The organism is Nostoc flagelliforme FACHB-838, from assembly GCF_014698065.1.
Lineage (GTDB): Bacteria > Cyanobacteriota > Cyanobacteriia > Cyanobacteriales > Nostocaceae > Nostoc > Nostoc flagelliforme_B.
In genome coordinates this window covers 28,313-43,140 of sequence record NZ_JACJSI010000044.1, presented here as the reverse complement: position 1 = coordinate 43,140, position 14,828 = coordinate 28,313, and the positions used below count along the sequence as shown (strand labels likewise).

Here is a 14,828-nt window from a genome sequence, read left to right as displayed (position 1 = left end):
CCCCAAACCAGCCTTTTATCAATTGTGGGTTGGTGTGCAATGGGGGCAATATTAGGAGGATTTTTAGCTTGTTACTTCATCAATAAAAAAGTTAGGGAGGAGAAAAATGCACGCTTTTAATTTTTTGAGCAATGCTGTAGGCGGAGCTTTGATGAATGTAGGAGTTTCAGGAATAGTAGGTCAGGTGATGGGAGTTGGTGTAGCATTGGCTTTTCATCCAGCTTTAATCCTGTTGGGCGTAGTAGTGGGAGGGATGAGCATTGCCATGATCCGGGAAATTAACCAACAATACGAAGAACCACGGCATCTTTACTTGGTAGTGGATAATACTCGGAGGTTCTGATGCAGCCTACTCCTGCGATTAAACCTTCTTCTAGACGACCATCACCCGAAAAGTTAGAAGTCACATTAGTCACTAGTGTTTGTAGTTTGAGTGCCATGATGACGATTGCAGTTGCTGCAATGTTATTTGCAGCAGGGCAACAACCAAGCGAAGTACAGCCATCCACTAGTAGTTCGCCAAGTTCACTTGGCGGGGTAAAGGGTAAAGGGGAAGAGGGAAAGGTTTTAAATCCCTTACCCCTTACCCCTTCCCCTTTACCCAGCCCTCACCCAGCATTTTTGGGTTGGCAGACTACTAAGGTGTTTTACTGTACAGAGTCGAGGCAATACGGTTCGGATAAGCACTCTTGGCAATCAAGTGTGATCAGGGAAAAGGGTAAGGAGAAAAGGAGAAAGGTTTGAATTTTCCCTTTCCCTCTTAAGCGAACCATATTGGGAGTTGAGGTAAGTATGTCCTTGCACTTAAAATTCTTCTTAGCGATCGCCTGTTGCATCTAGAGTTGGTACACAGCCTGTCAGTTTTGAAAGTATTCGTAAATCCCGACGCTGGAGTGAATCAACACCAGGACGTAATCAACTCAGAGAAGCGCTACTGGAGTTGATCCGGTTTGAACTGGTTGAGGGGAATGAAGAAACAGGTTACTCAGTTTTAAATTAAACAGGATACACAATTATGCGTAAGTCCGTTACCAAGTTTGAGTACGCCTCAAATTGGTCAAGGATCTGCCGCCAGGTCTACAAGTTACAGCCGCGATGTAGCAACAATCCTCTGCATGGACGGGCGACGGTGGTACATCACTTGCATTATCGGCGCTCGCTATTGCGCCGTATCTTGGGAATCTGTCTGCTGCACTTCCCCAGTGCTTCTGTGTCTGGCTACGAAATTCCGGGCTGGGATTGCATTAATGTCTGCTATCGCTGTCACAATAATTACTACGGTAGAAGTATCGATCCCGCTTCAGTTCATCATTCTTCAGTTTGGGTGCAGTTAGGGGGACTGAAAAATCACCAAGTCTGGATTAAGGCTTGGGAATTACGGATTAAGTTTTGGCTGCTAACATTGATACCTTAGAAAGTCAGCGTTCTTAATAATGCATAAAACTCTAATATTGTCATCTCTGTACTGGGAGAAAATATGCCAAATTCAACAGGAGTTGTAACTAAATATGTAGAGACTTAAAGTTATATTTGCATAATACTCTCAAGGCAAAATATTGAATTAAAGTTTTTATGAGATTAATAAACTGCTAATGAATACTTGAATAGCTGTAAACTATTTTTCAAGTCATCAACTAACTTCTGCCAATTTTTGGCAAAGAGTTATTCAAGTATTTGAAATGTATGTTTGTTGGATTCTGCTGATAGATAATCACACATCTACTTAACTTACGTATTTACTTATGAAATACGATAGAATTGTCTTATCTGACAATGCGGAAGTTGACGGAAATAAGAAAATTGAACTAACTCGACAATTAGTAGGGCGGTTAGCTTTCAAATATCGCCAGCAAATCGTTGCTACTACTTGTACCCTTTTCACAATATTTCAATCATCATCTGCCAAAGCTCAATCAATATTTTCTGGCGCTCAAAGTGCGATGACATGTATTGTTACTAGCGCTTCTCAAGGTGGCGTTACCAATGCATTATTTCAGGCATTACCTTCTATATTGTTTACTTCTCTCACACTAGTAATTTTTGGTTATTTCATTTATACCGTTGTGCAATCAGTATCAGCTTACGGTAGAGGTGAAGAGGTGACACATGTTGTTCAACAACCATTATTTACCTTTGTGTTTGTAATCATTATTTTCGTGTTTCAATCTCTACTGTTTGGAGCCAATAATGCTGGCTGCACCCAATAGTCTCAATACAGTTTGGGTAAAGGGGAAAGGTTAAAGGGGAAAGGTTTTGAATATATGCTTTACCCTTTACCCCAAAACCAGTTAAGAGACCGCACTCAATTGTGAAGAGTGCTTATCCGAAACGTATTAATACACCCCTTTAGCCCTTACTCTTTAAATAGCTAAGGAAACTTGGCAGACAGACTACTAGTACTTATGTTTGATAAAAGCCTCTAATTAACACTATTTATGAAGAAGGGAAGGGGGAAAAGGTAAAAAGCTTTTTGGTATGGTGGGCGACCTAATTCATCCCTTTGCCCTTTACCCTTTCCTTTATCCCTGTGGTTTATCAGCAGGCTTTTATCACACAATATTTCTTTCTTCTGCAACTTTGTGAAATTCCCATAACATATATGGTGAAATCAGCCAAGCAAGAAATAAAACAGGTTAATCAATCACTGGGAGAGAGTCCAAGGTTTGGCCCTTTCTCAGGTACACAGTTTGCAGTAAGTGCCGCAGTATTTTGCGTTGTCTTTGGATTGTTGGGTTTAATTATTGGTGTAAATATCTTTTGGAGCATAGCTTTTGCTTGTTGGGCTAGTATTACCGTTGCTGTTCTCTCAGGAGAAAAACCCCATCTATTTTGGTCGAAAGTGTACCCCATTGTTCCGGCTTGGACACGAGGTTATGCTAAATATTCCTCGCCCCAAGCAAAAAAGAAGGTAGGAGCTAAAAAGGTTAAAGTCAGTCGTTCATCAAAGCCCAAAAAACTGAATCCTTTTGAAGATTGGCTGGATTTAACAACCCTAGTACGCTTAAAAAGAGATTCCTATATAGTGGGAGCTTATTTACTCAGTCGCAAGCTCCTTAGCGAGAACAATAATACTTTACAACTAGTTTTTGGCTATAGCTGTACAGGTATTCATCCCCTATTCAATTCATCAGAGCAATTAGAAGCGATCGCTCTTGCATTTGAGAATGGGTGCAAAGAGATTCCTCAAGGTGAGAAGTTTACTTTCCGTTGGAGTTCATTCTGTGACTACAGCGATAGTAAAGACTATTTAATGAGCCGCTTGCAGAATCCAGTCTCAAGAGAAAGTGAGTTTTTGGACTGGGGACAATTGGCACGTACTCAACAATTAACTCGTGAGCAGTCCCGAAAGAATATTTGTCTCAACATTTATACGACATTTACAATTTCGCCGCATGGAACAGAAGCATTAGACCATATAGACAAAGCCTTAGTCAAGTTGAGTAATTTCCTCCAAAAGCGGTTTACCAGTACCGGAGGTAGCGAACTTACTAAAAAACATCTCAGCCAAATTCTGAATAAAGCAATTGATGTATCAATTAGGCATCAGCAGATTCTATCAGAAATGGGATTTATGCCCCAACCGAAGACCGAACAACAGTTATGGCAGGAACTTTGTCAGAATGTGGGAGCAAAAGTTGTAAAAATCCCTCATACTCTAGTCTTTGATGAGCAGGGAATTAGGGAAGAGATTAATGAGAATGCCTTAATTGAAAAACCCTTACAAATAATTGATGAACCTCATCTCACGTCAGTTCTGCTAAATAATGGTGTCCCCTTTGCAGATCGGCGTTGGGTGTGTCTGCCTACTCAAAAGAACGGTAAAAAATATGTTGGGGTGATGGTTCTGTCCAGAAAGCCTGAAGTCTTTAGTTCTATCAAGGGGCAAGCCCGATTTTTGTGGGAAGTATTTTCACGCGATAGTATTTTTGATGTTGAGATCATCACCGAAATTAGTCCCGCAGACCGGGGGCTGACTCGCTCGGCTCAACAGATGATTACACGCCGGTCTAGGACACTAGATTTAAACGTTCAACAGCGCAAATCCATTGATGTATCTGCTCAGATTAATGTTGAACGCTCTGTAGATGCTCAACAAAAGCTTTACACGGGCGATGTCCCAGAAAATTTAAGTCTAGTGGTGTTGGTGTACAGAGACACACCTCTTCAAGTGGACGATGCTTGCAGATTGATATCTGGTTACATTAATCAACCGACTGAGTTAACTCGTGAAGCTGAATATGCTTGGTTGATTTGGTTGCAAACATTACTAGTACGGCAAGAACCAATACTGTTGCGTCCATACAATCGCCGGCTGACCTTTTTCGCCAGTGAAATTTTAGGTTTAACTAACGTTATCCAAACATCTGCTGCTGACGAACAAGGTTTTGAGCTAATAGCAGATGAGGGAGACTCGCCAGTAAAAATCGACCTATCGAAGACCAAGAATATTTTGGTAGTTGGGACAACTGGTTCAGGTAAATCAGTATTAGTTTCCTCCATCATTGCAGAGTGTCAAGCACAAGGAATGCACATCTTGATGATTGACCTCCCCAACGATGACGGTACAGGTACATTTGGAGACTATACGCCATACCACAATGGCTTTTATTTCGACATTGCCAAAGAATCTAACAATTTGGTGCAACCGCTGGATTTAACTAAGATTCCAGCAGAACAAAGGTCAGAGCGAACCAAAGCCCATAGAAACGATGTCAATTTAATAGTCCTTCAGTTGGTTTTAGGTTCACAATCATTTGATGGTTTCTTAGCCCAAACAATCGAATCTCTCATTCCATTAGGAACCAAGGCATTTTACGAAGACCCTCTAATTCAACAGCGATTTGAGTCGGCTAAAAGAGAAGGACTGGGGTCTGCGGCTTGGGCAAATACTCCAACTTTGGTTGATATGGAGGCTTTTTTCTCCAAAGAATATATTGATTTAGGTTACGAAGATGAAAATGTAGATAGGGCGTTAAACTATATCCGCTTGCGTCTTCAGTATTGGAAAGCTAGCTCCATTGGCGATGCAATCTGTAAACCATCAACTTTTGAAACCGATGCCAAATTAATTACCTTTGCTCTGACTAATTTGCAATCTGGTAAAGATGCAGAGGTGTTCGGGATGAGTGCATATATTGCCGCCTCCAGACAATCACTCTCTTCTCCTAATAGTGCCTTTTTCATGGATGAGTCCAGTGTGCTGCTGCGGTTTTCAGCCTTATCTCGGTTGGTGGGACGCAAATGTGCCACCGCTCGGAAATCCGGGTGTCGCGTTATACTTGCTGGTCAAGATGTTCTTTCCATTGCCAAGTCTGAAGCAGGAGAACAAATATTACAAAATATGCCTTGTCGAATGATTGGGCGCATAGTTCCAGGTGCGGCTGCGAGTGTTTCTGATATCCTTGGTATCCCTAGAGAAGTTATTGAGAAAAACGAATCATTCCGCCCGAATATCAAGCAACTGTATACGCTCTGGTTACTGGATTATAACAATAAATATATTCGGTGTCGTTACTATCCCTCCTATCCAATGTTGGCTTTGGTTGCCAATAGTAGGGAAGAACAAGCTGCCCGTGACCGATTTAAAGCAATGTATTCAGACAAGTTTGAATGGGTTTCTGAGTTTTCTAAATATTATGTAGAGTGCATTAAGCAAGGGAAAACATTATGAAAAATGTTTTTGTTGGTGTGGCTCATTACAAAATCCTTTTAGCAATTCTAGGTGTAGTGTCATCAATAGCTAGTTTTCAAGTCTGGAAATGGAACCAAGAACAGCATGAAAAATTTTTGGCTGAACAACAGAAAGCGTGCCAGCAAGATTTAGATATTGCTGAAGATTATGTAAATAATAGTAAAACTCTTTATTCGGTTTACAACGCTGATGTTTTGCATCAGGGCAAGTTTAATAAAGAGATAGAAAGACCTGGTAATAATTCTCCTTTTGAGCCAGGAGCAAGTTATATTCTGATTTACAATACTCCAGCAGCTTTGATTCCCAGCCATCCACGTTATGACGGAAAGTTTTTTGAAAGTCTTTCCAAAAAAACTTTGAAATATAGCCCTCAACCTCTAATGGTAGTAGCGAAGTCTTTCCAACCAAATCAAGCAACAGTTACTACTTCTTGTTCTCCAAAACCATTTACTGTATCTCTGGATAACTTGTATGAAATTTCTCAAAAAAGCGATTTTGATTTCACTCCCTCCTTTAGTATGTTTTAATCTGCTTCTACTAATCATGTCATCATCACCAGTTAAAGCAGATACACAAGACAGACATGAACAATCATTCCTCCAACAGTTTGAACAAGTATTCAATAGCCTGAAGACTTACATTAATCAGTACAGCAATGAATTTAGTCATCGATGGGGTGAACTCAACGGTGACTTGAAGAAAGCTATTGAATCCTCAATAGGTGATTTAGGTATCCCAGACCCATTAAAAGCAGGAGATAAAATCAGGGAAGTTATTGGCAAGCAGGAATCAGATTTAGTTACTACAGACCCAGAAATTCAAGGGCAAGATGCTCAACATGAATGGCATCAACAATATACGTTGGGTCAATCTCAATCAACTTTAGGAGTAGAAGGGCAGAAAGTGCAGGCACAAGAGGCAGAGATGACGAATAATGCTCTAGCTACATCTTCTGACTATGCCAATACTGCCCAATCTGACATTGTTACCCAAGACATTTTAAAAAAGATGGCTATTCAAAACTTACAAGGAGTAGTCATTACTAAGTCAATTCAGGGAGAAGCCCAAAAGCAAACTCGTGCTTTAGCAGCTGCAAATATTAACCTAGCCGATATGTCTGGGCGAATGACAGAGCAAGCACGTAAAGAAGAAGCTGAAAATAGAGGCGCTGCAAAACAAATAATAGAAGCTGCTGCTTTTAATGATGGCTTCTGGGAGAAGAAAAAATAACAATTTGAGGGGTTATATGCTTTTTAATTGGGGATTTTTTGTTCTTGCTCAGGCGAGTGGACAGCAGCCAGGACAGGATGTCGGAACTAGTGATGCTAGCCAAATTGTTGAAGGTGCGCTAAACGGTTCTAGAATGGTTGTTTCTACATTTAACCAAGACTGGCAAGATTTAGTTAATGGAAACAGTGAAATCTATAAAGCTGTTGTCGCAGTATCTCTACTAGTAGCTGTGATTTTAATTAGCTTTTGGTCAGTGGGTTGGTATTCAGAAATAGCTAATAATGGTTTTTCCACTGATATGATTAATGAAATTATTTATCCCTTGATTGTCGCTTTGATGTTAGGGATGAATAATGGTGCTTTACTTGCAGATACTTCTTTATTGTTTAGAAGTATATCCATCTCTTTGAATGACCGAGTATTAGATATTACGAGAAACGGTATAACTTTCCGAGAGGCTATTCGGAATACTAATATGGATCAGGCTTTCATTCTAGCCGCAAAAGCACAAATAGCAGAATGTCAAAAAAAGCCTGTTAAGGGTGTTGATGATCAGGGAAATGAAACTCAACCTCGTAAGGAATGTATTGATAAAAAGACCCAAGAAGCCAAACAAGCTGCCGACAAATACAGGAGAGACAATGGCTTACCTACTTCCCAAAATAGCTGGAATCCTTTAGATATAGCAGGAGAGACAATCAATTCAGTTGTACAGGGTCTTTCATATATAATTTTTAGTGGATTACAAGCAGCATTTCAATATGTAGTTCAAATATCATTCCTACTGAATGCCTACATTGCCCCCATATTTTTAGTATTGTCATTACTTCCTGTCGGTGCCAAACCAATTTATGCTTGGTTATCCGGTTGGCTAGCTTTAACATTAGTGTTGATATCTTATTCAATTATTGTGGGCATAGCTGCTAGTTCAATTGTGAACGCCCCTTCAACTAATCCTCTATTCCTGCAATTAGTACAGGCAATACTTTCACCCTTGCTAGCTGTTGCAATTGGAACAGGTGGAGGGATGGCTCTATTCTCCAGCTTTAGTAGTTCAGCAAAACTTATGTTCAGAAGGTAAAGATAAAGGGGAAAGGGTTAAAGGTATGGAAAAGAAAAGAATTGAAACTTTTGAGGATTTAAAAGTATGGCAAAAATGTATTGACTTGGTTAAAGTAATATACTTAATAACTAAAGAAGGAGAATTTAGTAGAGATTTTGGTTTGCGAGACCAATTAAGGCGTGCATCAGTATCAATTCCTACGAATATTGCAGAAGGATTTGAAAGATATTCTCGTAAAGAATATTTGAATTTTTTGAATATTGCTAAAGGTTCTGCTGGAGAAGTTCGCAGCCTTTTAAGAGTTGCATTAGAAGTAAGCTACCTAGAACAACAAACCTATGTTCAACTTTCTAGTCAAGCAATGGAGTTGAGTCGTATGCTGTCTAATCAAATTCAAGCTATAAATCAATCACCAAAATAATCAAACTTTTCCCCTTTTCCCTTTAACCTTTTCCCAAACTTGCTGCCATCACACTAATTAAATAGACGACAAGTTATTATGCAGCTACTTGATAAAAAAGAATTAAATTTCACTCCCATTTTAATAATTAGTAACACAGTTTTGTTAGCCCTTTTGTTGCTCATGGCAATGATAAATACAGGACAACTGGGTAAGCTGGCTAATTCTAAAACTCCGACCTTAGTTGAATTAAATGATGGGACTTCAGCAAGGGTAGCTCCGGCTGGTCATAATGAACGTAGCTTACAGACGATATCTGATTTTGTGGGTAGAGCAATGGTGAATTTAATGAGTTGGAATGCTCTACCAAAATCTGATGAACTAGATCCATTGAAAAAACCACAGCTAGATTCTGGTGTGCAGGTGGGAGATAAAAAAATTACTACCAAAGCCTGGGCTACTGGCTTTGCATTATCAGAAGACTTTAGAGCGCCATTCCTGAAAGAATTAGGTAATCTCACCCCGAACGATATTTTTAATGGGACTACTCAATCAGCTTTGATTGTGCGCTATCTCAGAGAGCCAGAAAAGTTGAATGAGGGGAAATGGCAGATAGATATGGTTGCTAATTTGGTCATTTTTCAAAATGGGGATCAGGTTGGTAAAGCAATCTCTTTTAATAAATCCATCTTTGTTAGAGCTATTGATACACCACCCCTGCCACCTAACGCCTCTGATTTACAGGTAGCCACATATCGCGCTCGTCAAGCGGGAATGGAGATTTATAAAATTCAAGATTTAGACCTTGGTAAATAATTATTGGGGAAAAGGGCAAAGGGAAGGGATAAATGAATGGAAAATAAAAGACTCGAAACAAAAATAATAAATTTAGATAGAAATTTATAGCCAATAAACGGAATTGATTTTGATGCTATTTCATCTTTCTTGAAGCCATAAATAATTATCAAACTAATCAAACTTTTACCCTTTCCCCGTTAACCTTTACCCAAATTTAGTACAATTTTATGTTAAATCCAACAAAAGATATTGAACCTAACAAATTTGCTGAAATGAATGGGGTGATACTTGATGATGATGCCTCGAAAACCCAGCAAGAAAAAGAAGCACAACAAGAAGCTGCTGAACCCGAACAAATAATAACTACTCGTCAAACATGGCAGCATCCTTCATTGAAGTTTATTGTTATTGGTAGCAGTATTCTTCTAGGTGTTATGTTCTTTGCTGGAATGATAAATTCTGGTATAAATGCAATTAATTCCCCTGTTGAAAATCAAGTTCAAACCGATTCAAAAACGTCTAAATCTGCTAAAAAAGTAGATGTAAGTCATACAGAGCAAGAAACTGGCAATATTAAAACAGCTATGGCTCTGACCACCCAAAAAGGGGAATTAAACGAATTTAATCAGTCTCAACCAAAATCTGAACAACCGCAGAAAGTAACACCCTCTCCAGTAACTACAACAGTTGTTACACAAGAGCGTAGATTGCCACCTCAACCGCTACCGCAACCTCGGACAATACCACAATCTCAACCAACAATAATTTATAGAAGCCAGCCTTCAATACCAGTTAGTAAAGCTACAAAAGTGGTATTGCCTCAAAGCCAACCTGCACCTCGCAAGGTAATAACACCTGTCACACCTGTCACACCGTCACCAAAGCAATCTTTAGACCCTATGCAGCAATGGATTGCGGTTGCGAATGTTGGTAATTATGGCAGTTCAGGTACAACAGATTCTATAGCTGAAGAATTACCGGACTCAGAAGGGATACAAGGTGGTTTAGGCGTAGTTAAAGTTCAAAAATCAAATAAACCTGTCTCTGATTCAGATATAGTTCCAAATCAAAATATTAATTACAATACCAAACGTGTTTTGATAGGCAGCCGTGCAGAGGGAAAATTAGAAACCCCAATTGCATGGGGTAGTCGTAGCGAAAGTCAAGTAAATCAAAATTACTTAATTCAGTTATCTAAACCATTAAAAGCCTTTGATGGAACTGAAGTATTGCCCACAGGTTCCTATATTGTGGCTAGACCTAATAATCTAAATGATTCGGGATTGATTCAAATGCAAGCTGTATCTGCCTTAATTAATGTCAATGGTAGTACGGAAGAAAAAAATATCCCAGAAAATTCCATTTTAATATTAGGTGAAAATGGCAAAATGCTGAAAGCTAAATCTACTAGAGGTAGCGATATCTCCGGGTCTTTTATGGCATCGGTACTATCTGGTGTAGCTAAAGCGGCTGAGATTCAAAATCGTCCTACTAGCCAATCTACTATTAACTCAATAGGAGTATCAACTGTTACTACTAGCAATGATGATAAAGATTTAGTAGCAGGTTTTGCAGAGGGTAGCTTAAATGAGATGGTGCGGAGGATGCAAGCATCAAATCAACAACGCATACAGCAAATACAATCTGAGCCAAAAGCCTTTGTTGTTGAGTCTGGAACTTCTGTTCAGATATTCGTAAATCAAACGGTTTCGTTATGAAAAGATTTACTCTTCTATTGATTAGTTTACTAATTTTTAGCCCGACTCAGGCGCTAGCTATTCCAGCTAGAGTGGTGTATTCACAGGATGCTCAAGGCATTAACTCATCTGGAATTGACTTAAAAGTTTGGAGTGGATACGGATTAACTATAAACTTTATTCCCACTGGTGAGATTATTAAGCAAGTTTGGATAGGAGATCCTTCTCGTATCTCTTTCACTTCTAATGGTGATTTATGCCAAAAGAATACTTCTAATCAAGATTGCACAAATGCCGGAGCAACAGTTTTATTTCTCCGCCACATTAAGCCTATTGATTTTCCTAATATAACCTCTAGTGGTGACGGGAGTACACAGATTACCATCCTAACTAGTGGTACTAATGGACAAAAGCAATACCAATTTAAATTAATTCCTTCTACAGGTAAGCCAACTTATACCAGCCTTGTTATTAAACCTGATTCATCAAGACCAAACCCTGTATTATTAGCCAGGGAGCGACTGCCAGTAACACCAATAAAAAAACCATCCCCTCCTCAACAAACAGTAACTCCTACTAATCATCAAAATGTTACTGCTGCTAGCGTTGTATCTTCTATCAGTACCCTACCTTTAAATAATTCTACTCAAAGAAGTGATGCTAATGCTATCGCTTACGGATTAACAATTGCTAATCGGAACGGGACAATCAAGCTAAATTCACCTACTTGGAAGAAAGCTCAAGATGCTATTCGCTTACTACGACGGGGCAAAAGTCGAGAAGAAGCAGCTTCTTTATCAGGGGTGACTCTATCAGTTTTTAATCAATTGCTCGATTGGGGACAAAATAGATGATTAACTTCAAAAATATATTATTGACAACCTCTACAACTATAATTTCCCTTCCTTTGCTGGTGTCGCCAAGAGCGATCGCAGATTCTCAAACGCCAACAATAACTTATTCATCTGGTAAATATCAGGTACAAGCTCCCGATTGGTCACGGATTACTTGGTCTAATCTGCCACCAGTTCAACAGCCAGGATATCTCAGTATTCCAAAAAGTCTAGTCCCCAAGTTTGGCTACGACCCTGGACGCTCATGGTCAGCGGGACAAAAAGTAGATTCTATCGTCATGCTGGGAGATGTAGAAGATGCTTTTCAAACTTCTTCCCTCAGCCTCAAAACCATATCTGCAATAGTACCACTTGACTCAAATTTGACATTGAAAGACTTGGGGCTGATGCAATGGCAAACCCCTAGTTCATTAGTCAAGGCCATTCCTGGATTAGGTAATCTCAATGTCAGCCAAGTCAAACCTATCAGAGACTTGTTTGCTAAAGAAGGTATTAGACTTCTTGCAGAAGTGGGGGAAAGGGGAAGGGGTAAAGGGGAAAGGAATGGAATTTCCCCTTACCCTTTAACCTTTGATCTTTCCCCGACATCTTGCAAAAGTAACTTTTGCAAGATGTCTATTGTCTATGGCGGTACTATTTCTCAGATTTTAGAATACAATCCACAAGCTGGAAAACTGCCACTGAGCCGTCTAAATCTGGGTCAGTATTCCCTTGATTCGATACCTGGGCTTACCCGTACTGAGATTAGTAAATTTCAGAGCTGGCAACAAAGTTTCATTAATCAGGTTCCAGGTTTAAACCAAGTTCCTTTCGATCAGATGCCACAACCGATTAATGCTGGTACTGGGGTAGTTGGTGTTGCATCGCTCGTACTGGGTAAAGCAGAACATGGAGACAACCGAGCGAATTCCAACTACTTCCTAACTGGAACCGTTGACCGTAGCAGCCAAACTGTTCCTGTAGCCTGTGAAGCTAGCAAAGAATGTGCCTACATGGAATTAGGCGATTTAGCAGGGCAGAGTGGCTCTCTCTACGGTAAGCGTTGGGCATCCGGTTCATCCCAACAGGTGAAAGGGGGCTTCGGCATCTTGGGCAGTGTCAACGGTGGTCAGGAACCTACAGGGAGACTTGTTTATGGTTCTGGTTTTAAGGTGGTGCTGACAGGGGTGAATGAATCAACTGGCACAGCAGACTTTGGCTTGTTTTTGAGGATTTGTGCGAATATTCCTTTCGTTGGTAAAACTTGTACCCCCTACTTTATCGGGCCAGTGCCGTGGATACCTGTTAGAGAAAATAACTTAGTAATCGTGGGCACTGGGCAATGACAGCGCAAACACCCTCTCAACAAGACATTGGAAATCAAATCATTCCGCCCGGACTGGAAACTGCCCTCTTTTCCCCTATGGGGCTAGCGCTGCTAGTATCTGTAAGCGCCCTAGCATTAGCTAAGTTTTTAGAGGGTAGAGGTGGAGGAGCTAAACTGGCACGAGCGCGATGGGCAGGAAGTAGAGAGAAAACAGCAGCTCGTAAACTCGCCTGCAAGCAAATTGAGGAACGCAAGCATAACCGAGTCGCCCTGTTCATAGGGACTCCCAAAAATGCTAAGGTCGAAATTCTCAACAGTAAAAAAATTACTTATCTGCCAGAGGATTCCTCTTCGTTATACCTGCCAGATGCCCAGCGTGGCATTTTGGTTTGTGGTGGGGCTGGGTCTGGGAAAACGTTTTCGATGATTAACCCTTTGGTACGCTCTGCCATCGACCAGGGTTTGCCAGTGATTTTATACGATTTCAAATACGCGCACCAGGAATCAGCTACAGAGGGAGCTAAGGGACAAACTCCCAAGCTGGCAGGTTATGCAGTTGAGCGAGGCTACAAGGTCACTGTACTGGCCCCCGGATTTAGAGAGTCAGCGATCGCAAATCCTATTGACTTTTTAAGCAGTGAAACTGATGCTGAGATGGCGCGACAGTTGGCTGTCACGTTAAATCGCAATTTTAAGCTGACCAGTGGCGAATCAGACAAAGGTTTCTTCTCCAATGCCGGGGATCAGCTGGCTCAAGCTATTTTCATGCTGGTACGAGGAACTTGCTTCCCCGACGTGATGATGTGTCAAGCCATTCTCAGCTTACCCAACTTGATTGAACGTTTGCAGCAAGCGAAATGTAACCCTTGGGTGAAAGCCAGCTTTGCCCAGTTCCTCTCAGTCGCCGGCAGTCCAGAAACCGCCGCTAGTATCGTCGGTAATGCCAGCGGATTGTTTACACGGTTCATGGTGCCTTCTGCTCTTGCTGCTTTCTGTGGTCAAACGAATATCCCTTTGGATTTGAAGGGACGGCAGATGGTGGTGTTTGGCATAGATAAAGAGAAGCGAGATGTTATCGCCCCTCTACTGGTTTCCATCTTGCATCTACTGGTTAGTCGGAATGTTGCAAAAAAACGTTCTGAGCCTCTGGTGTTAGCCCTTGATGAACTCCCTACTTTATATCTGCCAGCCCTGGTGGACTGGCTTAATCAAAACCGTGAGGATGGTTTGGTTTCAATTCTGGGATTACAGAACTTATCACTACTTGAACAAGCTTATGGAAAGGAGACAACTAATGCAATTTTTGGTGGGTGTGCAACAAAAGCTTTCTTTAATCCCCAAGATGATGTCGCGGCTGAGAGATTCAGCAAATTCCTGGGAGATGAACAAATTCTACATAAAGAGCGTTCCCGTAGTTCTGGAGGCAAGTCCGGGGCAAGTACTTCCATATCAGACCAAAACAGTACCCGTAATTTATTTGAGGTGAACCAATTCAATTCTCTGGCAGAGGGAAAGGCTGTAATTGTTAGTCCCGGATTTCGGTCTAGGAAGGATATTGGTTTACCTCTGCTTGAGCAAATTCGGATACCCAAGAATGATATCGATTCTGAGATTACAAGTATTAAAACCTGGTATGAAATTCAGCAGCAGTTTGTATCAAAATCTACTCTGAGGGAACCAGCGGGTGAAGAGTTAGAGAGACGTATGTTAGAAGCAGAGAAATTATTACCTCTGGTAGATAAAAAGTCAGAAATTCGTGACAAATTAAAAGGTGTTTAGGAGCTTTAA

General features: G+C 40.7%; 14 protein-coding genes. All 14 read left to right on the top strand.

Annotation, left to right across the window (positions count from 1 at the left end):
* Positions 1-106 precede the first annotated feature (106 nt).
* The 14 genes from H6G97_RS20775 (at position 107) to H6G97_RS20710 (ending at position 14,819) form a co-directional block, all read left to right on the top strand.
* Positions 107-343, top strand: a complete 237-nt coding sequence (locus H6G97_RS20775) for a hypothetical protein (protein ID WP_190942577.1) — start codon at positions 107-109, stop codon at positions 341-343.
* On the top strand, positions 343-744 hold the full coding sequence (locus H6G97_RS20770; RefSeq protein ID WP_190942576.1) for a hypothetical protein: 402 nt from the start codon (positions 343-345) through the stop codon (positions 742-744). Before H6G97_RS20775 ends, H6G97_RS20770 begins: the two co-directional genes overlap by 1 nt.
* Before the next feature lie 271 nt (positions 745-1,015).
* Complete coding sequence (locus H6G97_RS20765) at positions 1,016-1,414, top strand: hypothetical protein (protein WP_190942575.1); 399 nt, start codon at positions 1,016-1,018, stop codon at positions 1,412-1,414.
* 328 nt (positions 1,415-1,742) lie between these two features.
* Positions 1,743-2,207 carry a hypothetical protein gene (locus H6G97_RS20760; protein WP_190942574.1) on the top strand — a complete coding sequence of 155 codons (465 nt, stop codon included), beginning with the start codon at positions 1,743-1,745 and terminating at the stop codon, positions 2,205-2,207.
* Positions 2,208-2,500: 293 nt separating this feature from the next.
* Entirely contained in the window at positions 2,501-5,671 is a 3,171-nt protein-coding gene (locus H6G97_RS20755) for a helicase HerA domain-containing protein (RefSeq protein WP_242055033.1), read from the top strand.
* Complete coding sequence (locus H6G97_RS20750) at positions 5,668-6,219, top strand: hypothetical protein (RefSeq protein ID WP_190942572.1); 552 nt, start codon at positions 5,668-5,670, stop codon at positions 6,217-6,219. Before H6G97_RS20755 ends, H6G97_RS20750 begins: the two co-directional genes overlap by 4 nt.
* Positions 6,220-6,235: 16 nt before the next feature.
* A complete protein-coding gene (locus H6G97_RS52715) occupies positions 6,236-6,922 on the top strand; it encodes a hypothetical protein (RefSeq protein WP_242055031.1) in 687 nt (228 codons plus the stop codon).
* Positions 6,923-6,938: 16 nt separating this feature from the next.
* The gene (locus H6G97_RS20740; RefSeq protein ID WP_242055029.1) at positions 6,939-8,003 is read left to right on the top strand and encodes a type IV secretion system protein; all 1,065 of its coding nucleotides are present in this window, start codon (positions 6,939-6,941) and stop codon (positions 8,001-8,003) included.
* Complete coding sequence (locus H6G97_RS20735) at positions 7,942-8,406, top strand: four helix bundle protein (protein ID WP_338421796.1); 465 nt, start codon at positions 7,942-7,944, stop codon at positions 8,404-8,406. The genes H6G97_RS20740 and H6G97_RS20735 overlap by 62 nt, the downstream gene beginning before the upstream one ends.
* Before the next feature lie 78 nt (positions 8,407-8,484).
* On the top strand, positions 8,485-9,201 hold the full coding sequence (locus H6G97_RS20730; RefSeq protein ID WP_190942570.1) for a hypothetical protein: 717 nt from the start codon (positions 8,485-8,487) through the stop codon (positions 9,199-9,201).
* Between the two features lie 209 nt (positions 9,202-9,410).
* The gene (locus H6G97_RS20725; RefSeq protein ID WP_190942569.1) at positions 9,411-10,901 is read left to right on the top strand and encodes a TrbI/VirB10 family protein; all 1,491 of its coding nucleotides are present in this window, start codon (positions 9,411-9,413) and stop codon (positions 10,899-10,901) included.
* On the top strand, positions 10,898-11,734 hold the full coding sequence (locus H6G97_RS20720; RefSeq protein ID WP_190942568.1) for a hypothetical protein: 837 nt from the start codon (positions 10,898-10,900) through the stop codon (positions 11,732-11,734). Before H6G97_RS20725 ends, H6G97_RS20720 begins: the two co-directional genes overlap by 4 nt.
* Complete coding sequence (locus tag H6G97_RS20715) at positions 11,731-13,059, top strand: hypothetical protein (protein WP_190942567.1); 1,329 nt, start codon at positions 11,731-11,733, stop codon at positions 13,057-13,059. The genes H6G97_RS20720 and H6G97_RS20715 overlap by 4 nt, the downstream gene beginning before the upstream one ends.
* Positions 13,056-14,819, top strand: coding sequence for a type IV secretory system conjugative DNA transfer family protein (locus H6G97_RS20710; RefSeq protein WP_190942566.1), 1,764 nt, complete (start codon positions 13,056-13,058; stop codon positions 14,817-14,819). Before H6G97_RS20715 ends, H6G97_RS20710 begins: the two co-directional genes overlap by 4 nt.
* Positions 14,820-14,828 lie beyond the last annotated feature (9 nt).